The organism is Nocardioides sp. NPDC057767, from assembly GCF_042798275.1.
Lineage (GTDB): Bacteria > Actinomycetota > Actinomycetes > Propionibacteriales > Nocardioidaceae > Nocardioides.
The window spans coordinates 13,513-32,401 of sequence record NZ_JBHVKJ010000055.1 but is presented as its reverse complement, the minus strand read 5'-3'; the positions used below and the strand labels follow the sequence as shown (position 1 = coordinate 32,401).

At 69.1% G+C, this 18,889-nt stretch carries 18 protein-coding genes; 4 read left to right on the top strand and 14 right to left on the bottom strand.

The features are described 5' to 3' along the window. Nucleotides 1-54: 54 nt before the first annotated feature. From ACFVDI_RS23270 to ACFVDI_RS23240, 7 genes are all read right to left on the bottom strand, one after another. Nucleotides 55-774 (bottom strand): TetR/AcrR family transcriptional regulator, encoded by a 720-nt coding sequence (locus ACFVDI_RS23270; RefSeq protein WP_378910968.1) that lies wholly within the window; start codon nt 772-774, stop codon nt 55-57. A 66-nt stretch (nt 775-840) separates the two neighbouring features. Beyond that, a complete protein-coding gene (gene hemB, locus ACFVDI_RS23265; protein WP_378910966.1) occupies nt 841-1,824 on the bottom strand; it encodes a porphobilinogen synthase in 984 nt (327 codons plus the stop codon). Nucleotides 1,825-1,945: 121 nt separating this feature from the next. Further along, entirely contained in the window at nt 1,946-3,643 is a 1,698-nt protein-coding gene (locus ACFVDI_RS23260) for a uroporphyrinogen-III synthase (RefSeq protein ID WP_378910963.1), read from the bottom strand. Next, complete coding sequence (gene hemC, locus ACFVDI_RS23255; RefSeq protein ID WP_378910960.1) at nt 3,640-4,650, bottom strand: hydroxymethylbilane synthase; 1,011 nt, start codon at nt 4,648-4,650, stop codon at nt 3,640-3,642. Before hemC ends, ACFVDI_RS23260 begins: the two co-directional genes overlap by 4 nt. Continuing rightward, nucleotides 4,647-5,942, bottom strand: a complete 1,296-nt coding sequence (locus ACFVDI_RS23250; protein WP_378910956.1) for a glutamyl-tRNA reductase — start codon at nt 5,940-5,942, stop codon at nt 4,647-4,649. Before ACFVDI_RS23250 ends, hemC begins: the two co-directional genes overlap by 4 nt. Continuing rightward, on the bottom strand, nt 5,939-6,664 hold the full coding sequence (locus ACFVDI_RS23245) for a redox-sensing transcriptional repressor Rex (RefSeq protein WP_378910954.1): 726 nt from the start codon (nt 6,662-6,664) through the stop codon (nt 5,939-5,941). Before ACFVDI_RS23245 ends, ACFVDI_RS23250 begins: the two co-directional genes overlap by 4 nt. Nucleotides 6,665-6,842: 178 nt before the next feature. After that, entirely contained in the window at nt 6,843-7,082 is a 240-nt protein-coding gene (locus tag ACFVDI_RS23240) for a glutaredoxin family protein (RefSeq protein WP_378910951.1), read from the bottom strand. Nucleotides 7,083-7,139: 57 nt separating this feature from the next. Between ACFVDI_RS23240 and ACFVDI_RS23235 the strand changes: the two genes are divergently transcribed. From ACFVDI_RS23235 to ACFVDI_RS23225, 3 genes are all read left to right on the top strand, one after another. After that, nucleotides 7,140-8,039: an HAD family hydrolase gene (locus tag ACFVDI_RS23235; RefSeq protein ID WP_378910948.1), complete on the top strand. Its 900-nt coding sequence runs from the start codon at nt 7,140-7,142 to the stop codon at nt 8,037-8,039. Nucleotides 8,040-8,196: 157 nt separating this feature from the next. Beyond that, nucleotides 8,197-8,979: a sigma-70 family RNA polymerase sigma factor gene (locus ACFVDI_RS23230; protein ID WP_378910946.1), complete on the top strand. Its 783-nt coding sequence runs from the start codon at nt 8,197-8,199 to the stop codon at nt 8,977-8,979. 142 nt (nt 8,980-9,121) lie between these two features. Beyond that, nucleotides 9,122-10,312, top strand: coding sequence for a DUF5667 domain-containing protein (locus tag ACFVDI_RS23225; protein WP_378910944.1), 1,191 nt, complete (start codon nt 9,122-9,124; stop codon nt 10,310-10,312). Nucleotides 10,313-10,414: 102 nt separating this feature from the next. Here ACFVDI_RS23225 and ACFVDI_RS23220 read toward each other — a convergent pair whose 3' ends face one another. From ACFVDI_RS23220 to ACFVDI_RS23200, 5 genes are all read right to left on the bottom strand, one after another. Then, a complete protein-coding gene (locus ACFVDI_RS23220) occupies nt 10,415-11,371 on the bottom strand; it encodes a lysophospholipid acyltransferase family protein (protein WP_378910942.1) in 957 nt (318 codons plus the stop codon). Further along, the gene (locus tag ACFVDI_RS23215; protein WP_378910939.1) at nt 11,364-12,413 is read right to left on the bottom strand and encodes an NAD-dependent epimerase/dehydratase family protein; all 1,050 of its coding nucleotides are present in this window, start codon (nt 12,411-12,413) and stop codon (nt 11,364-11,366) included. The genes ACFVDI_RS23220 and ACFVDI_RS23215 overlap by 8 nt, the downstream gene beginning before the upstream one ends. A 14-nt stretch (nt 12,414-12,427) precedes the next feature. After that, complete coding sequence (locus tag ACFVDI_RS23210; protein WP_008356322.1) at nt 12,428-12,529, bottom strand: 30S ribosomal protein bS22; 102 nt, start codon at nt 12,527-12,529, stop codon at nt 12,428-12,430. A 185-nt stretch (nt 12,530-12,714) separates the two neighbouring features. After that, nucleotides 12,715-12,918, bottom strand: coding sequence for a helix-turn-helix domain-containing protein (locus tag ACFVDI_RS23205; RefSeq protein ID WP_008356311.1), 204 nt, complete (start codon nt 12,916-12,918; stop codon nt 12,715-12,717). A gap of 210 nt (nt 12,919-13,128) precedes the next feature. Further along, nucleotides 13,129-14,334 (bottom strand): acetoin utilization protein AcuC, encoded by a 1,206-nt coding sequence (locus tag ACFVDI_RS23200; RefSeq protein ID WP_378910934.1) that lies wholly within the window; start codon nt 14,332-14,334, stop codon nt 13,129-13,131. Between the two features lie 185 nt (nt 14,335-14,519). Between ACFVDI_RS23200 and trpS the strand changes: the two genes are divergently transcribed. Continuing rightward, entirely contained in the window at nt 14,520-15,497 is a 978-nt protein-coding gene (gene trpS / locus ACFVDI_RS23195) for a tryptophan--tRNA ligase (protein WP_378910932.1), read from the top strand. 98 nt (nt 15,498-15,595) lie between these two features. Here trpS and ACFVDI_RS23190 read toward each other — a convergent pair whose 3' ends face one another. Next, nucleotides 15,596-17,047 (bottom strand): MFS transporter, encoded by a 1,452-nt coding sequence (locus ACFVDI_RS23190; RefSeq protein WP_378910930.1) that lies wholly within the window; start codon nt 17,045-17,047, stop codon nt 15,596-15,598. A 214-nt stretch (nt 17,048-17,261) separates the two neighbouring features. Next, entirely contained in the window at nt 17,262-18,719 is a 1,458-nt protein-coding gene (locus tag ACFVDI_RS23185; protein ID WP_378910927.1) for an alkaline phosphatase PhoX, read from the bottom strand. Nucleotides 18,720-18,889: the final 170 nt, after the last annotated feature.

The following is an 18,889-nucleotide window of genomic DNA, read 5'->3' as shown; positions in this document are numbered from 1 at the left end:
ACAGCCGAATGGCCCCGCCGTCACGGCGGGGCCATTCGTTTTCTCGACGACTGATCAGGCGGCGGGCTCGTCGTCCTCGTACTCGGTGACGAAGTCCAGGCCGGCCTCGCGGACCGCGGGCAGGGAGGACGCGTCGGCGAGCAGGGAGCTGAGGTGGTAGTCGGCGACCGACTGGGCCAAGGCGTCCGAGCCGCCGGGGGCCCTTTCCTCTTCGCGGCGGCCGTGCCACAGCCGGTGCTGGGCGCCTTCGTTGAGCGAGAGCAGCATCAGTGCGGTAGCTGCGGAGTCGGTCCGGCGCAGCTCACCGCTGTCGACGCCCAGCTCGAGAAGCTGGGCGGCCGCGGCGCGGAGCTTGTCGCCGTCCTCCTCGAAGCCCGCGAAGACCTGCGGCTGAGCCAGCGCAGCCACCTCCAGCTCGTAGAAGTCGAGCGGGGCGGTGCACAGCTGGCGGACGTCGGTGTAGAGGAAGGCGTAGAGCCGCGGGCCGACCGGGCCGTCGTCCTCGAGAAGCTTCTCCGCGAGCGTCAGCGACTCGCGGTTCTTCTCCATCAAGGCGGAGAGGATCTCCTCCTTGGACTTGTAGTAGTAGTACATCGAGGACTGGCGCAGTCCGACGCACTCGGCGATCTGACTGATCGTGGTCGCGGCGACCCCTTGAGCGGTGAAGAGCCTGGATGCCTCTTTGAGGATCTCTTCGCGCGGATTCGCCGAATCACGTCCACTGTTGCGCGGCCGACCGGTGCGCTTGGGGCTGCCCAACTCTCGATTGGTCACGGTCTCGAGTCTACTCTCCAGATATGTTCCACGTCACAGAGCTGCGCGGGCTGTCAGGCGAGAACGTCAGCCTCGCAGCCAGCCAGCCGCTTCGGTGGCCCAGTAGGTCAGAATGACGTCCGCGCCCGCCCTCTTGAAGGCGGTGAGTGTCTCCAGGATCGCCGGTTCGCGGTCGATCCAGCCGTTCGCGGCGGCGGCTTCCAACATCGCGAACTCACCTGAGATGTTGTAGGCAGCCACCGGAACATCGACAGACTCACGCACTCGCTGGAGAACGTCGAGATACGGGAGCCCGGGCTTGACCATCACGATATCGGCGCCTTCGGCCACGTCAAGGAGCGCCTCGCGGACACCTTCCAGCGCATTGGCCGGATCCTGCTGATAAGTGCGTCGGTCGCCCTTGAGCGCGGAGTCGACCGCCTCGCGGAAGGGGCCGTAGAAAGCGGAGGCGTACTTCGCGGAGTAGGCGAGGATCGAGACGTCGGTGTGACCCGCGCCGTCGAGAGCGTCGCGGGTCACCGCGACCTGGCCGTCCATCATCCCGGACGGGCCGACCATGTGGACGCCTGCCTCGGCGTGGGCGATCGCCATCTGGGCGTAGATCTCGAGGGTGGCATCGTTGTCGACGGAGCCGTCCTCGGCCAGCACACCGCAGTGACCGTGGTCGGTGAACTCGTCGAGGCACAGGTCGCTCATCACCGTGAGCGCGTCGCCGACCTCGGAGACGACATCAGCGATGGCCACGTTGAGGATGCCGTCGGGGTCCAGCGCGCCCGAGCCGACCGCGTCCTTGGTCTCCGGGACACCGAAGAGCATGATCCCGCCGATACCGGCCGCCGCCGCCTCGGCCGCCGCCTTGCGCAGCGACTCGCGAGTGTGCTGGACCACGCCCGGCATGGTCGAGACCGGAACGGGCTCGCTGATGCCCTCGCGCACGAATGCGGGCAGGACCAGGTTGGCGGGACGTACGGCCGTCTCCGCGACCATCCGGCGCATGATCGGCGTGCGGCGCAGCCTGCGGGGACGGATCACGGGCTTCTCGATGCTCATCGGTGCTCCTGGTTGTGGGGTGGATGTTCGTCAAGGTATGCAGCCGAACAGTCACTCCCCTGGCGGAGTTCCGCACGGGATGTGACGGTTGGCCTGCATACCTTGACGAACATACGCAACCTCAGCTCGTACGCGAACGGCGGCGCGAGGCGGGACGCCGGTCGGACGGCTTGGTGACCGGCAGACCCTGCTCGACCAGCGACGCACGACGTGCGGCCCCGAAGGCGGCGAGCGCCTCGGTGAGCGCCTCGATCGACGGCTCCGGCGACATCACGTCGACCCGCAGGCCGTGCTCCTCGGCGGTCTTGGCGGTGGCCGGACCGATCGCCGCGATCACCGTGGAGGTGTGCGGCTTGCCCGCGATGCCGACCAGGTTGCGGACCGTGGACGAGGAGGTGAAGACCACCGCGTCGAACTTGCCCGTCTTGATCGCGTCGCGGGTCGGCGCGGGCGGCGGGGCCGCCCGGACGGTGCGGTAGGCGGTCACGTCGTCGCACTCCCAGCCGAGGTCGACCAGGCCGGCGATGAGGTTCTCGGTGGCGATGTCGGCACGCGGGAGGAAGACCCGGTTGATCGGGTCGAGGTCCTCGTCGTACTCCGGCCAGACCTCCAGGAGCCCGGCAGCCGACTGGTTGTCGGTGTGCGGCACCAGGTCCGGACGCAGGCCCCAGGCCTCCAGCGCCTGCGCGGTCTTCTCGCCGACGGCGGCGATCTTCAGACCGGAGAAGGCGCGGCAGTCCAGGCCGTACTCGTCGAACTTCTCGCGCACGGCGCGCACCGCGTTGATCGAGGTGAAGGCGATCCAGTTGTAACGGCCCTCGACCAGGCCGCGTACGGCCTTGTCCATCTGCTGGGGGTTGCGCGGCGGCTCGACGGAGATCGTCGGGACCTCCTCGGGCACGGCGCCGAAGCCCTTCAGCTTCAGCGACAGCGCCGGCGCCTGCTCCTTGGTGCGCGGCACCAGGACGCGCCAGCCGAAGAGCGGCTTCGTCTCGAACCACGAGAGCGTCTCACGCAAGTTGACCACCTTGCCGATCACCACGATCGCCGGCGGCGCCATCCGTGCGGCACGAGCGTCGACGGCGATGTTCTCCAGTGTCGACTCTACCGTCGCCTGCTCGGTCGTGGTGCCGACGCGGGTGATCGCGACGGGGGTCTTGGCGGGGCGGCCCGCGGCGACGAGCTCCTTGGCGATGTCGCCGATCATGCCGACACCGGAGAGGAGGACGAGCGTGCGGTTGTCCGCGTACTGGCTCCAGTCGATCTTCTCGTTGCAGGTGACGACCGCGATTTCTTGGTGGTCCTTGGTCGTCAGCGGGATGCCGGCGTAGGCGGGGACAGCCGACACCGACGAGACGCCGGGGACGATCTCGAACCCGATGCCCGCCTTGGCGCAGGACTGCGCCTCCTCGGGGCCGGAGGCGTAGAGGAAGGGGTCACCGGTCATCAGGCGCACGACGCGCTTGCCCAGCTTCGCCTGCTTGACGACTGCCTTGGCACGGGCGGCGTTGGCCAGCGGCTGGCCGTCCACGCCGAACCCGCCGTCGATGAACTCGGGTCCGACCCTTTCCGGGCCCTCCTTGGGCAGAGTTTCACCCTCGGCCGGCTCGACCGGCTCGGGGATGCCGAGTACGCCGCGCACCAGTGATGCGTGCTCGGGGGCCTCGGTCACGACGACATCGGCCTGCTTCAACAGGTCGATCGCCCGTACCGTCAGCAGCTCAGGGTCACCGGGACCGCTGCCGACGAAGGACACCCAGCCCAGTGGGGTGGTCGAGCTGTGCTCGACCGTCTGCTCGGTGGTCTTTGCTCGGGTCATGCGTTGTGCACCTTGTCCTGCTCGGGAGCGGTCTGGGGGGAACCGCCCGTGTCCATGACAGCCTGGCCTGGGTCCGCGTGATCGTCGGTCAGGTCTGCTGCACCCTCGGCGAGCATCTCCTCCGCGAGCCGGCGGCCGACGCCTGCGGCGTCGTCGAGCGGCCCCGATGCGGAGAGACGAACCGAGAGCGAGCCGTCGAGTGAGAGCGCCACTGCCCGCACCCACAGCTCTGGTCCTTCCTCACCCTCAACCACGTCGGCGAGGGTCCCGATGGGCGCGGCACAGCCACCTTCGAGGGTGGCGAGCACCGCGCGTTCCGCCTCGACAGCTGCTCGGGTGGGCGCGTCGTCGAGAGAGGTCAGAATCTTGCGTACGTCGGCATCGGCGTCACCCTCGCGGCACTCGACCGCCAGGGCCCCCTGACCGGGGGCGGGCAGCACCTGGATCGGGTCGAGGACCTCGGTGACCTCGTCGAGCCGGTCGATGCGGGCGAGGCCGGCACGAGCCAGGACGACGGCGTCGAACTCCCCGGAGCGGACCTTGCCGATGCGGGTGTCCACGTTGCCGCGGATGCCGGCGAGCTCCAGGCCGAGGCCGAGGGCCTTGATCTGGGCCACGCGTCGCGGCGAGCCGGTGCCGACCCGCGAGCCCGGCGGGAGCTCACCGAGGGTCAGGCCGTCGCGGGCGACGATCACGTCGCGCGGGTCCTCCCGCGGCAGGATCGCGACCAGCTCGATGCCCTCCTCGGGGTAGGTCGGCAGGTCCTTGAGCGAGTGGACCGCGAGGTCGATCTCCTTGGCGTGGAGCGCGTCACGCAGCGCACTGACGAAGACGCCGGTCGAGTTCGCGCTGGTCAGCGGGGTGTTCGACGCCTGCGTGCGATCGCCGTCGGAGACGATCTCGACCAGCTCGACGATGTGGCCCTCGGCGCGGAGCATCTCCGCGACGAGTGTCGACTGGGTGACGGCGAGCTGGGATCGGCGGGTGCCGAGGCGAAGAGTTCTCATGAGTGATCTCCTGGGACGTCGGCCCGGGTGACGGCCGAGACCGCGTCCTGGTCGAGTGCGAAGAGCTCGGCGAGAGCCGCGGCGTAGGACACCGCCCCAGCCTCGTTGGCGAGCTCCTTGACCCGGACGGTCGGCTCGTGGAGGAGCTTGTCGGCCACGCGGCGTACGGTCCTGAGGACCTCGGCGCGGGTCGCCGAGTCGAGCTCGGGGAGACGACCGTCGAGTCGAGCCATCTCGGCGTCGACGACGCCGGTGGCCATGCTCCGCAGCGCGACGACGGTCGGCGTGACCGCGGACTGGCGACGGGCGCTCAGGAAGGCCGCGACCTCCTGGGTCACGATGTCGCGGACCGCGAGCACCTCCTTGCCGGCGGGCGAGGAGTGCAGCTCGTCGGCGAGGGCGGCCAGGTCGATCAGGGTCACGCCCGGGAGCGAGGCCGCGTCGGGGTCGATGTCGTGGGGCAGCGCGAGGTCGATCAGCGCGACCGGGTGGCTGCTGCGGTCGCCGACCATGTCGGCCGGGACGAGCAGCCCGCTGGCGCCCGCGCAGGTGATGACGATGTCGGCGGCCGCGATCTCCTCGGCCAGATCGTCCAGGGACGTCGCGCGTGCGGCGTACTCCTTGGCGAGGCGCTCGGCGTTGGCCGTGGTGCGGTTGATCACGACGACGTCGGCGGCCCCCATCCGGGAGACGGTGGCGGTGGCCAGCCCGGCCATCGCACCGGCTCCGACGACGGCGACCCGCTTGCCGCGTACGTCACCCACGGCTCGAGCCGCTCGGCCCAGCGACGCCGTCACCAGTGAGGGCGCGGCCCGGTCGATGTCGGTCTCCGCACGCGAGCGCTTGCCGACCCGGAGCGCCTGCTGGAACAGGCTGTTGAGCGCCGGTCCGACCGTGCCCATCTCCTGACCGAGCTGCAGGGCCGCACGGGCCTGCCCGAGGATCTGTCCCTCGCCCACGGCCATCGAGTCGAGCCCCGCAGCCACCTTGAACAGGTGGGAGACGGCGCCGTCGTCGTAGTGGACGTAGAGGTGCGGCAACATCGTCTCGAGCGTCTGGCCGGCGCCCTCGATGATGCGGCGGGAGAGCTCCTCGACGGAGCCGTGGAAGCGCTCGACCTCGGTGTAGATCTCGAGGCGGTTGCAGGTCGCGATGACCGCTGCCTCGCTGACGTGTTCACAACCAGCCACGTCAGTGAGGAGCTTCTGCAGACCGTCCGCGTCCACCGCCGCCGCCTCGAGCAGCGAGACCGGCGCAGAGTTATGGGAGATTCCGACGACCAATACGCTCATGCGGTGATCCCTTCCTCGGAACCATTGTCCACCGTCTCCATAGCCTCTGCAGCCTTGCGCGACTCGTGATACGCGAGGATCTGCAGCTCGATCGAGAGATCGACCTTGCGTACGTCGACACCCGGCGGCACGTTGAGCACCGCGGGCGCGAAGTTGAGGATGCTGCTGATGCCGGCCGTGACCATCGCGTCGGCCACGTCCTGGGCCGCGGTCGCAGGCACTGAGATGACGCCGATCGAGACCTGCTCGGCCGCGACGATCTCGGCCAGGTCGGCGAACGGCCGGACCTCGAGCCCGGCGACGGTGCGGCCCTGCATCTGCTCGGCCGCGTCCAGGAGCGCGACGGTGCGGAAGCCGCGGCTGCTGAAGCCGGAGAAGTTGGCGAGTGCCTGCCCGAGGTTTCCGATACCGACGATGATGACCGGCCAGTCATGGGTGACGCCGATCTCACGGGCGATCTGATAGCTCAGGTAGTCGACGTCGTAGCCGACCCCACGGGTGCCGTAGGAGCCCAGGTAGGACAGGTCCTTGCGCAGCTTGGCCGAGTTGACGCCGGCGGCCGTGGCGAGCTCCTCGGAGGAGCAGGAGGCGATGTTTCGCTCGGCGAGCGAGGTCAGTGCTCGGAGGTAGACCGGGAGCCGGGCGACTGTCGCCTCGGGGATGTCCCGGTGGGCGTCCTGGGCACCGCTGCCCTCGCCCGTATTCGTGCTCCGTGCCGTCACGCTCTGCTCTTTCAATGCCGGCGCCACAGACGGGGGCTTTTTAGCCCGGGATCGCCCTGCGGCTCAGCCACCATACGGACTTTGTGACCACGAGAACAAACTCGCAGAGCGTCGGCTAGCACACGTGTTTGCGGAGTTGTCAGAGGGGGGTTGTTCAGGGTAATAGGCCGATCGACAGTTATTCTGGGGAGCGCGCCAGCGCTGCCCTCAGCCGCTCCTCGGACACGCGCCAGAAGTCGTGCGGCTTCCCGTCGACGTACGTGACCGGCACCTCGTTCGTGAAGCGCTCGCGCAGCTCGTCGTCGGCGTCGATGTCGACCTCGGTGTAGTCGTCCCCGACCACCGTCCGTACGACCAGCCTCGCCTCGTCGCACAGATGGCAGCCCTGACGGGAGTAGAAGGTCACACGCGGTTCCATCCGACCATCTTGACACCTGGGTCCCACGGGGGCCCACCGACCACTACTGTTGGCGAAATGAGCAGCGCCAGCGACCGCCGCCGTGCCGAGCTGCGGCGAAAAGACCTCAAACGCCGTTCGGCCCTCGCCGGTGAGGCATCGGCCGCGGCCGCGGAGATCGAAGCCTGGCTCTACCCCGCGGGCGGAGACCCGACGGCGGCGGCCTTCTTCGACGTGGACAACACGATCATGCAGGGCGCGACGATCTTCCATCTGGCCCGCGGCCTGTACCGGCGCAAGTTCTTCCGTACGCGAGACATCGCCTCGGCTGCGTACAAGCAGGCCTACTTCCGCGTGGCCGGCGTCGAGGACCCGGCCCACATGGAGTCGGCGCGCTCCTCCGCGCTCTCGTTCATCCGCGGCCATCGCGCCGAGGAGGTCGAGAGCCTGATGGAGGAGATCTTCGACGAGGGCATGGCCCACCGGATCTGGCCCGGCACCCGGGCTCTCGCGCAGACCCACATCGACCAGGGGCAGCGGGTGTGGCTGGTGACCGCCGCACCCGTCGAGGCCGCCCGGGTCATCGCCCGACGGCTCGGGCTCACCGGCGCCCTCGGCACGGTGGCGGCCACGGAGGACGGTGTCTACACCGGCGAGCTGGTCGGCGAGATGCTGCACGGGCCGGCCAAGGCGGAGGCCGTCAAGGCGATCGCCGCACGCGAGGATCTCGATCTGTCTCGCTGTGCGGCCTACTCCGACTCCTACAACGATCTGCCGATGCTCTCGCTGGTCGGTCATCCGTGCGTGATCAACCCGGACGCGCGCCTGCGCGCCCACGCGCGCGAGAAGGGCTGGCCGATCCGGGACTACCGCACCGGGCGCAAGGCCGCCCGGGCCGGCGTGATGACCGCGGCCCTCGGCGGGGCGGCCACGGGTGCGATCGCGGTGGCGATCGCACTGCGCGGACGACGGGAGTGATCGGCCGTTGGCGACATGTATGCACGGGCGGGTATTCACCCCCGTGTCGGGAAATTGCCAACACACGCCGACACGACTTCGGCTCGGGACCTGACATCGGGATGCCCTAACCCGTAAGGTTGGGCTCGCTCAGGGGGAGTCTTCGGGAGGGACCCACATGTCGCGCCGCGCCAATGACGTCCAACGTCGCTTGGATGCGCTGCGCGCTGCGGTCGCGCTCCTGATGAACGAGGGCTACGAACCCGCCTACGCCGGTGTGGCCGGCGCCACCGGCCCGTTCGCCGAGCCCGAGCGTCGCGGCTCGGGCGGCACCCATGAGACGAAGCCGCACTCCGACAACGAGCCCGACGACGACACCGAGCTCGCCGCCTCCTCGGAGGAGACCGAGGCCGACCGCACCCGGCTGATCGCGCTCGTCGAGCTCGCCCGCAAGGGCGACAAGGAGGCGTTCGGCCTTCTCTACGACCACTACCACGGCGCGGTCTACCGGTTCCTCTTCTACCGGACCCGCTCCACCCAGGTCGCCGAGGACCTCACCTCGGAGACCTTCTTCCGGGCGCTGCGCTCGATGACCGGCTTCCGCTGGCAGGGCAAGGACTTCGGTGCCTGGCTGATGACCATCGCGCGCAACCTGGCCACCGATCACTTCAAGGCGGGACGTACGCGCCTGGAGATGACGACCGAGGACATGGGTCTGCACGACTCGGCGGCCGACGGCCCCGAGAAGATCGTGATGGCCGGGATCACCAACGAGATGCTGCTCGGCGCACTCTCCAAGCTTCCCGACGAGCAGCGCGACTGCATCATCATGCGTTTTCTCCAAGGGCTGTCCATCGCCGAGACAGCGGCTATCCTCGGACGCAGCGACGGAGCCGTGAAACAGCTCCAGCTGCGCGGGATCCGCAATCTCGCCAAGCAGATGCCTGACGGGATCCGCTGATGACTGTGTTCCGCTTCACCTTGAATGCTCGACCGGTTGCCGTAACCCGCGGCCGGGGCGACTCGTTGTCCGACATGGCTGGCCCTTGTGCGCAGCTGTTTCGACGAATCCCTCACTGCCGATACCGAGTAGGAACCATCCGATGAGCCCGGCGTTTCCGGCGCGAAAGCGTGCCGACGAGTTCGACCGAATGGTCGCGGCGTACTCCGCGACCGATCGGCGTTCCTCGCATTCTGCCGACGAGCTTCGCGATCTGGCAGCCTTCGCTTCGTCGCTCTCCACTCTCAGCGACTCCGCCGTGCCCCGCCGCGACTTCTCCGTCTCGCTCCGCGAGCGCCTCATGGAGGCCGCTGACACCGAGCTCGTCCCGGCTCCGCGCGTCGAGAAGACCGTCGAGCGCAAGCTCACCGTCGGGTCCGTACGCAGACCGCGCCGGCAGCGCAAGCTGGCCGTCGCCCTCGCCGCGATGGCCATCGTCGGTGGCACCGCAGGCGCCGCCGCCGCCTCGCAGACCGCGCTTCCAGGCGACTCGCTCTACCCCGTCAAGCGCGCCGTCGAGAACGTCTCCGCCGGTTTCACGGTCAGCACCCAGGCTCGCGGCATCCGGATCCTCGAGGACGCCGGCACCCGCCTGCGCGAGGCCAAGTCGCTGGTCGCCGACGCGCCGATGACTGACTCCGAGCGGGTCACCACGACGCTCGAGACCTTCTCGCGACAGGCCGCTCACGGCTCCGACCTGCTGATCAGCGACTTCGAGAAGTCCCAGGACAACGACTCGCTCGCCCTGCTGCGTACGTTCGCGGCCGATGGCGTCGAGGAGCTGGCCGAGCTGAGCCCGCAGGTCCCCGAGCGTGCCGAGCCGGCGATCTCCGACGCCGCCCAGACGCTGGTGCTGATCGACCAGGCCGCCGCCCAGCTCTGCCCCACCTGCGAGGGTGGCATCACCGAGCTCCCGGCGACCCTGGTCTCCAGCCTCACCTCTGAGATCGACGGGCTGCTTCCGGCTGACACCGTCGTCGAGGCCGAGGCGCTGCCGCCGCTCAGCCCGGACGACAACGCCCTCGACCTGCCTTCCATCGATCCCGACAAGATCGGCCCCGGCTCGGTGACCGACCCCAAGGACGAGCAGGGCGACGACAAGGACCAGCCCTCCGAGGCGCCGGAGGACGACGGCAGCATCCTGCCCACTCCGACGCCCTCCGACGGCGGCCCGACCGAGGAGCCCGACACCGACACCGGAACCGTGACGGACCCTGTCACCGGTCTGGTCACCGGTGTCACCGGCCTGGTCGGCGACGTTCTCGCCGGCGCCACCGGCCTCCTGACCCCGTAATCCCCGAGGCGTCACGGGCGCTGGTCGAGTGGGCAGGCCGCTGCCGCCTCGACCGGCGCCACTGACCGCTCGGCCGACGGCGCTGACGCCTCGGCGTGGGGGTCAGCCGAAGACGGAGGCGCGCTCGCCCAGCAGGCGGTAGAGAGTCTGCTGGATCGTCTCGCGCACCTGGTCGGTGACGTTGAAGACCAGCATCGGGTCGTCGGCCTCCGAGGCGTCGTACGCATCGGTGCGGATCGGCTCGCCGAACTCGATGAGCCACTTCGACGGGAGCGGGATGAGGCCCAGCGGCCCGAGGAGCGGGAAGAACGGCGTGATCGGCAGGTAGGGGACGCCGATCACCTTGGCGAGGGCCGGGATGTTGCCGACGAGCGGGTAGATCTCCTCGGCACCGACGACGGAGAGCGGGACGATCGGGACGCCGGTGCGCAGCGCCGAGGAAACGAAACCGCCGCGGCCGAAGCGCTGCAGCTTGTAGCGCTCGCTGTAGGGCTTGCCGATGCCCTTGAAGCCTTCCGGCCAGACGCCGACGAGCTCGCCGTTGCGCAGCATCCGCTCGGCGTCCTCGCTGCAGGCCAGCGTCGCGCCCGCCTTGCGGGCGATGTTGCCGACGATCGGCATCCGGAAGACCAGGTCGGCCCCGAGAGGGCGCAGGTCACGTCCGATCTCGTCGTGGATCGAGACCATGGTCATCAGGCCGTCCATCGGGATCGTGCCGGAGTGGTTGGAGACGATCAGGGCGCCGCCGTCGGCGGGGATGTTCTCGATGCCGCGCACCTCGACGCGGAACCACTTCTCCTTGATGGGCCGCAGCACGGCCAACAGGAAGCGCTGGGTGAGCTCGCGGTCGAAACCGTACTCGTCGACCGAGTATTCGCCCGAGATCCGGCGGCGGAGGAACACGATGAATCGAGCCAGCTGCTGCTCCCACTCGGCCCCGAAGACCTCCTTCGCGGCGCTCTCCAGGGCCGCGGCCCAGTCGGCCGCCGGGATCGCACGCAGCGGGTGCCGCTCACGTGTCGTGGCGCCGACGAAACCCTGGGCGGCGGACTCAGTCACCGGACGCTCCTGTCAGTCGGCTCTCCAAGGCGGCCAGCGCGCGGTCGGCACGATTCGCCGACGGCATCACACTGTTCGCAAAGTCTACGACCGTCTCCTCGGTGGTGTATCGAGGTTCGAAGCCCAGCAGGGAGCGCATCCGCGAGGTGTCGACCCCTCGGCCGTAGGTCAGCAGCGCGCGCAGCTCGGCGGGATACTCGCCACCGCCGAACCTCGCCAGGCCGAAGAGCGGCTCGGGGATCGGCACAGTCATCCGCTGCAGTCGCCGGACGACCTGGGAATGGGTCAGCACACCGTCGCCAGCGACGTTGAACGTCCCGGGGACCCCGGTGCGTACGGCATGCTCGAGGACGCCGTAGAGGTCCTGCTCGTGGAGGAACTGCAGGCGCGGGTCGAAGCCGAGCACGTTGGGCACGACCGTGCGCCGGAAGTGGGCGGCGATCGGGCTGACCACGCTCGGCCCGAGGACGTTGGCACAGCGCAGCACGGTGACCGCGATGTCCGGGCGGCGGCGGGCGAAGCCGCGGACGTAGGACTCGATGTCCGCCACGTCGCGGGCGTAGCCGGAGGACGGGGTGCGGCGTGGCTCCATCGACTCGGTGAACATCGCCGGGTCGCGGCTGCTCGCCCCGTAGACCTGGGTCGTCGACTTCACCACGACCTGGCGCAGGGACGGCGCGCTCTGACACGCCGCGAGGAGCTGCATCGTCCCGATGACGTTGAGCTCCTTCATCGTCGAACGACCCCCGGTGGTGCCGGGGGTCGCGATGACGCTGAGGTGGACGACGGTGTCGACCTCCTCCTTGGCGATCACCTTGGCGATCACCGGGTTGCGGATGTCGGCTCGGACGAATCCGACCTTGCCGATGTCCCCGCGGGGCGGGGCGACATCGACGCCGATCACCCGCTCGACGTTGGGGTGGCGGGCGGCAGCGCGCGCAAAACGGCGCCCGAGGTCACGCGAGACCCCGGTGACCAGGAGGACCCGACCCTGCTGCCCGCCTCGGGCTTCGCTTCGGCCTGATCCGGTGCGTTCCGCCACCTACGCCACGTACGTCACTTGCCGAGCTTGCGGCGCTGGACGCGAGTCTTCTTGAGCAGCTTGCGGTGCTTCTTCTTGGCCATGCGCTTGCGACGCTTCTTGATGACAGAACCCACGGGGAACCCTTCACGATCGTTGCAGAGAATGCCGGCCCGGTGCCGACGCGGCCACTCACCGCGGCGCGCGGCAAACAGACCTAGGGGGTAAGACTAACGAAGGCAGGGCACCCAGAGAGAATCGGTGACCCGGCGAGACGGGTGTTGCCCCCGCGCCCGTCGTGCCCGGGCGCGGGGTCCGACAACTAGCCCGCGTTGTAGAACGAGCTCTTGAGGTATTCGTTCGCGTCGTCCTCCCGAACCCGGAAGGAACGACCGACACGTACCGCAGGCAGCTCGCCCGAGTGAACCAACCGGTAGACCGTCATCTTGGAGACGCGCATCATCGACGCAACCTCGGCCACGGTCAGGAACTTGCTGTCAGAGATGTCTCCAGAAGGAGTAACCATCTGCTTCCACCGTTCTCTCTCGAGTGATCGCGACGCCAGCGGCTTCCCCACCGCTGGTCCCAAAACGCGATCCCAAAGTGAGAATAGGGCCTGATGTGACTGATGGGGAAGGGGACACCCTTGAGAATCTCACATACCACCGGCGTGTCGAGTTGCATTCGGGCGCGACGAAGTGCGCTTTCTCGACCGTGTCGAAACGTGGCGACCGGGCTACGGCATCGGGTCGAGCCCGTGCAGCGGGAACACCGCTGTGCGAGTCGCGTGGACCTGCCGGTCCAGCCACGTGCCGGGGTCGTATCCGCTTCCCCAGTCGCGGTAGGCCGGCTCACGCCCGTCCGTCATGCGCAACGGTGCGACCCTCCCGAGGCGCGTCTGCACGTGCTCGCGCCAGCCACCTGGCACGTCGAGCGTCGGCTCCAAGGTATTACCCGAGACTAGCGCAAGAAGGTGGGTCCACGCGCGTGGCACGACGTCGACCACGGCATAACCACCGCCGCCGAAGGCCACCCACTTGCCCGCACACACCTCGTGGGCGAGCTCGTGCAGCGCGACGTACGCAGCCCGCTGGCCGTCCACGCTGAGGGCGAGGTCGGCGAGGGGGTCGTCGGTGTGGGAGTCGCAGCCCTGCTGGGTCACCAGGATCTCCGGCTGGAACTCCCGGATCAGGTCGGGTACGACGGCGTGGAACGCACGCAGCCAGCCGTGGTCGGCCGTCCCCGGGGGCAGCGCGACGTTGACCGCACTCCCCTCGGCCTCGGGTCCGCCGACCTCCTCGGCGAAGCCTGTGCCGGGGAAGAGCAGCTGCCCGGTCTCGTGAAGGGAGATCGTCAGGACCCGCGGGTCGTTCCAGAACGCTCGCTCGACCCCGTCCCCGTGGTGCACGTCCACGTCGACGTAGGCGACCTTCTTCACGCCCTGGTCGAGGAGCCACTGGATGCCGGCGGCGACGTCGTTGTAGATGCAGAACCCGGCCGCGCGTCCACGCATCGCGTGGTGGAGGCCGCCCATGATGTTGGCGCTGTGCAGGCTCTCGCCGGAGTAGACCTGGCGGCAGGCCTCGATGCTCGCGCCGACGATGTGGGCGCTGGCGTCGTGGATGTGCGGGAAGACCGGGTCGTCCTCGGTGCCCAGGCCGTGGGCGAGGTCCGACTCACCGCTCCTGCCGGCCCTGATGACCGCTTCGATGTAGCTCTCGTCGTGGATGGTGAGCAGCTGCTCGGGGGTGCCCATCGGGGCCTCGACGACCTTCAGGTGGTCGAGCACCCCGAGCTCGCCGGCCAGACGCATCGTCAGGTCCACCCGGATCGGCGCCATCGGGTGCGTCGGGCCGAAGTCGTAGTCGGCCAGGCTCTCGTCGTAGACGACCGTCGAGTGCCCCTGGCAGGTGTTCGGCCCTGTGGTCGGCGGAGTCGTCATGGGCCACACGGTATCCGTGACGTGTGCGACACTGGAGACGTGTTCAGCATTCGTTCCATCCAGTGGTGGTCCGCCTCCTAGGCGGTCCACCCGATTGTTGAGCACTCACATCAGGCCGCCCACGGGCGGCCTTTCTGATCTCGATCGTCGCTGACCCGTGGGCCTCACCACCCGAAAGGTCCACCATGACCAAGCGACTCTCCCTCATCACTCCCTCCGGCCGACTGACCCTCGGCAACCTGCTCGGCGCGCTACGGCCAATGCGATGTATCGAGCCTGTCGAGATGGCTGCCTCCGCCGACTCCTCGGCCTTCTACGGGCTCTCCGACCTGCACGCACTGACGCTGCCGCACGAACCGTCGGTGCTGCGTACGCGGACGGAGGAGATGGCCCTCCTCCTGGTCGCCTCCGGGCTCGAACCGGCCACGTTGTTCATCCAGTCGCACGTCCCCGCCCACCGGTCGCTCGGCTATCTGCTGGAGTGCGTCGCGCACACCGGTGAGCTGGGGCGGATGATCCAGTTCAAGGAGAAGTCCCGCCGCGTCGGGGCGTCGGTGCGCGCCTCGCTGTTCACCTATCCGGTGCTCATGGCGGCCGACATCCTGCTCTACGGCGCGTCCGAAGTGCCGGTGGGCGACGACCAGCGGCAGCACGTCGAGCTGGCCCGCGACATCGCGATCCGGTTCAACACGACGTACGGCAAGGTCTTCACGGTCCCCCAGGCGGTGCATCCTGCGGCCGGAGCCCGGATCATGGATCTGGCCGACCCGACGCGCAAGATGTCGAAGTCGGCCGGCGACACGCACCCGGGATCGATCTTCCTGCTGGACGACGCCGATGCCGTACGTCGCAAGGTGGCCCGCGCGGTCACCGACTCGGCCGGGGACGTCTCCCGCGACCCGGAGCGGCCGGGGGTGACCAACCTGATCGACATCCTCGAGGGGTGCGGCGGATCGGCCGTCGGGCTGTCCGGCTACGGCGCGCTCAAGGCTGCGGTCACCGACGCTGTCGTCGCCGAGCTCGAGCCGATCCAGAAGCGCTACCGCGAGCTCGCCGCGGACCGGGCGTACGTCACGGAGGTCTATGCCGCAGGCGCCGCACGGTGCCGCGAGGTGACCGCTCCGGTCCTGGCCGCCGCGGAGGCGGCGATCGGGCTGCGCTGAAGGCGGCCGGCTCGTGTAACACGCTGTTCGTAGGACTGCTCGCCCTATCTGAAGGGGCGATGAGTCCTACGAACGACGTGTTACACGAGCCGGGCCGCTCAGATCCGCACGTCCGCCAGCTCACCGACCCGCGCACGCTGCGGCCGCAGGTAGACCATGAAGGTGACCAGCGCGCAGATGGCGTAGAAGACCGTGAAGGCGACGAACGCCGACTTGGTGGCGTCGAGGGGGTTGTCGACCCAGGGGCTGTTGAAGGCGATCGGGATGAGGAAGCCGCCGACCGCGCCGACGGCGCCGATGATCCCGACCGCGGCGGAGGACTTCTTGGTCGCGCCGACCAGAGCGGCCTCGCGCTCGGCGGTGCCCGGCGTGGTGGCCATCTCGGCCTCACGGCGGAAGATAGCCGGGATCATCTTGTAGGTCGATCCGTTGCCGATGCCGGTGGAGGCGAAGACCAGCATGAAGAAGCCCAGGAAGACCGGGAACCACGACTGGTTCGCCTGCGCGATCGCGGGCGAGGCCTCCGGGTTGGGGGTGAGCTGCATCAGGGTCCACAGGACCGCGAGGGTGAAGACCACCATCCCGACGAAGGCACCGAGCGTCACCTTCGCGCCGCCCAAGCGGTCGGCCAGCCAGCCGCCGAACGGCCGGGTCGCGGAGCCGACCAGTGCGCCGAGGAACGCGAAGTAGGCGAAGTAGATGCCGGTGCCGAGCGGAGCGGGCTCGGGTACCCAGAAGTTGAGCTTGATCAGCAGCGGCATCGCGGCCGAGTAGCCGATGAAGGAGCCGAAGGTCCCGATGTAGAGGAAGGACATGATCCAGGTCTGCTTCGACTTCACCACGGAGAGCTGCGCACGCGCGGACGACTTCGCGGAGCTGATGTTGTCCATGAAGAAGAAGGCGGCGAGGATCGCGATGACGGCCAGACCGGCATACACGAACGCGGCCCGCTCGAGGTGGATCCCGCCCTCGGACGCCTTGACCAGGCCGAAGATGCCCGCACCGCCGACGATGACCGGCAGCAGGAACTGGATGAGCGCGACACCGAGGTTGCCGCCGGCGGCGTTGAGGCCGAGCGCGGCGCCCTTCTTGTCCGACGGGTAGAAGAAGTTGATGTTCGCCATCGACGAGGCGAAGTTGCCACCGCCGAGACCCGCGGTGGCGGCGATGAGGCAGAAGGCCCAGTAGGGAGTGGACGGCTGGGTGACGGCGTACGCGAAGCCGAGGGTCGGCACGAGCAGCAGCGCGGCCGACATCATCGTCCAGTTGCGGCCACCGAACTTCGGCACCGCGAGGGTGTAGGGCACCCGTAGGAGCGATCCCACCAGGTTGGGGATCGCGATCAGGAAGAACAGCTGGCTCGGGGTGAAGTCGAAGCCCTGGGCGACCAGGAAGGCAGAGGACACCGACCAGATCAGCCAGACCGAGAAGCCGAGGTGCTCGGCGAAGATCGACCAGATCAGGTTGCGGCGGGCGGTCTTCGCCCCGGTCTCCTCCCAGAAGGTGGCGTCCTCCGGACGCCAGTCGTCGATCCAGTAGCGACGGCTCATGGTGGGCTCCTCAGGTAACGGCAGTCGGCGAGATACCGCCCACGATCACGAGCCCACGTTTCAGCAGCCGCCAACCCTCGCATGCGAGACCGTCAACTTCCGCTCACGACCTCACAGGCCTCACAACCTCACTTCGACTTCCGTCGGGGAAAGTACGCGGCGGGAGGCCCGAGCCGCCCGCCGCGTACGTCGTGGTCTGCTGAGCCGCGGAGCCTCAGCCGAGGTAGCGCTCCCACGGGCCGGTGATGGCCAGGGTGTAGCCGGGATCCTGCATGTTGACGAAGAGGACCCGGCCGTCGGGCGAGAAGCACGGGCCGCAGAACTCGGAGTCGTTCAGGTCGTTACGGGCGATGGCGTACGCCGGGCCGCCAGGGAACGCACCGAGCACGTGCGAGGCGCCGCTGCCGTCCTCGGCGAGCACCAGCGAGCCCCAGGGCGTGACGGTGACGTTGTCGGGACCGTCGAAGGTGAGGTCGCCGTACTTCGGGGCCGGAGCATCGTCCTCCGACTGCGTCTGGTGCGGGAAGTACGTCACCAGCTGGATCGTCTCGGCCGCGTAGTCGTAGAACCAGACCATGCCGTCGTGCGGCGACGCGTCGGCGGGCATGTCACCCTCCTCCCACGCGTAGGAGTTGACCACGTAGACGCCCTCGTCGGTGCCCCACACGCCCTCGAACTTGCGACCGCGGGTGACCTCGCCGTCGGCGAACTGCTCGCGGCACGGCGTCTCCTGGGCATCGCGCTCGGGGACGGTCTTCCACGTCACCGGGAAGGGCTGACCCATCTGCGCGGAGGTCAGGTAGGCCACGTCGGGCAGCACCGAGCCGTCGGGAAGGATGATCTGCATCGCGGCGAGGGTGCCGGCGTCGTCGGCCAGCTCGGTGAGCACGCCCGGACCGAGCCTCACCCCGGCCGGAGCGGTCCAGCGGTAGAAGAGCCCGTTGGGCTCGTCGGCGTCCTCGGAGAGGAACACCTTCGTGCGGGTGCTGTCGATCGCGAGGGCCTCGTGGTCGTAGCGACCGAACGCCTTGATCGGGCGCGGGTCGGCCGAGCCGTCGGCCCAGACCTCGAAGACGTAGCCGTGGTCCTTCTCGTAGACGCCCTTGCTGCCGTCCTCGCCCTCCCACTCCTCGCCGGCGTCGTTGACGGTCTCCTCGCAGGTCAGCCAGGTCCCCCACGGTGTCGGGCCGCCGGCGCAGTTGGTCGAGGTGCCGGAGATGGCCACGTACTCGCCGAGGTTGGCGCCGCCCGCGTCGGTGGTGATCACGGTGCAGCCGCCCGAGGGGGCGCCGGCGTCGTAGACCGTCCCGGGCACCAGCGGGACCGGAATGCCCTCGCCCGGCTCGATCTCGTGGTTCTGGATCAGCGTGTAGCGCCCCCGCTTGCCACCGAGGACCATCATCCCGTCGTGGTTGGACGGCGTCTTCTCCCCCGACTTCAGGGTCGTCTCACCGGCGGAGGTGACGATGGCGTACGAGAACCCCTCGGCCAGGGCGAGGATCCCCTCGGGGTCGTCCACGAGCGGCGGGAACGGCTCGCGAGCGCGCCTGCGTCCCGGGGTGCCGGGCCGCGCGGGCTTCGCCTCGGCAAGGGCGGGGACGGCGCCGGCGACGGCCAGGCCGACCCCGGCCGCGGCTCCTCCGGTGAGCAGGGAGCGACGAGTTGCGGACATGGGTTGGTACTCCTCGGAGCTTGGTGGGGAACCCGTGACAGGTCTCGACCCTCTACCCAAGCCACTCCGCAACACCTGCGCGCCCGCCCGAGGTGAACCTCAGGCGACGGCACCGTGAAACGTACGCCGGCGGCGCCTCAGGCAGCCCCGAACAAGCCCGACAGCCCAGC

Excerpts from the sequence above, each read along its gene's own strand:
- ACFVDI_RS23240 (WP_378910951.1), bottom strand. The coding sequence starts at position 7,082 with ATGGAACCGCGTGTGACCTTCTACTCCCGTCAGGGCTGCCATCTGTGC.
- ACFVDI_RS23250 (WP_378910956.1), bottom strand. The coding sequence starts at position 5,942 with ATGAGCGTATTGGTCGTCGGAATCTCCCATAACTCTGCGCCGGTCTCG.
- ACFVDI_RS23200 (WP_378910934.1), bottom strand. The coding sequence starts at position 14,334 with ATGACGACTCCGCCGACCACAGGGCCGAACACCTGCCAGGGGCACTCG.
- ACFVDI_RS23185 (WP_378910927.1), bottom strand. The coding sequence starts at position 18,719 with ATGTCCGCAACTCGTCGCTCCCTGCTCACCGGAGGAGCCGCGGCCGGG.
- hemB (WP_378910966.1), bottom strand. The coding sequence starts at position 1,824 with ATGAGCATCGAGAAGCCCGTGATCCGTCCCCGCAGGCTGCGCCGCACG.
- ACFVDI_RS23230 (WP_378910946.1), top strand. The coding sequence starts at position 8,197 with ATGTCGCGCCGCGCCAATGACGTCCAACGTCGCTTGGATGCGCTGCGC.
- ACFVDI_RS23190 (WP_378910930.1), bottom strand. The coding sequence starts at position 17,047 with ATGAGCCGTCGCTACTGGATCGACGACTGGCGTCCGGAGGACGCCACC.
- ACFVDI_RS23205 (WP_008356311.1), bottom strand. The coding sequence starts at position 12,918 with ATGGTTACTCCTTCTGGAGACATCTCTGACAGCAAGTTCCTGACCGTG.
- hemC (WP_378910960.1), bottom strand. The coding sequence starts at position 4,650 with ATGAGAACTCTTCGCCTCGGCACCCGCCGATCCCAGCTCGCCGTCACC.
- trpS (WP_378910932.1), top strand. The coding sequence starts at position 14,520 with ATGACCAAGCGACTCTCCCTCATCACTCCCTCCGGCCGACTGACCCTC.
- ACFVDI_RS23235 (WP_378910948.1), top strand. The coding sequence starts at position 7,140 with ATGAGCAGCGCCAGCGACCGCCGCCGTGCCGAGCTGCGGCGAAAAGAC.
- ACFVDI_RS23260 (WP_378910963.1), bottom strand. The coding sequence starts at position 3,643 with ATGACCCGAGCAAAGACCACCGAGCAGACGGTCGAGCACAGCTCGACC.
- ACFVDI_RS23225 (WP_378910944.1), top strand. The coding sequence starts at position 9,122 with ATGAGCCCGGCGTTTCCGGCGCGAAAGCGTGCCGACGAGTTCGACCGA.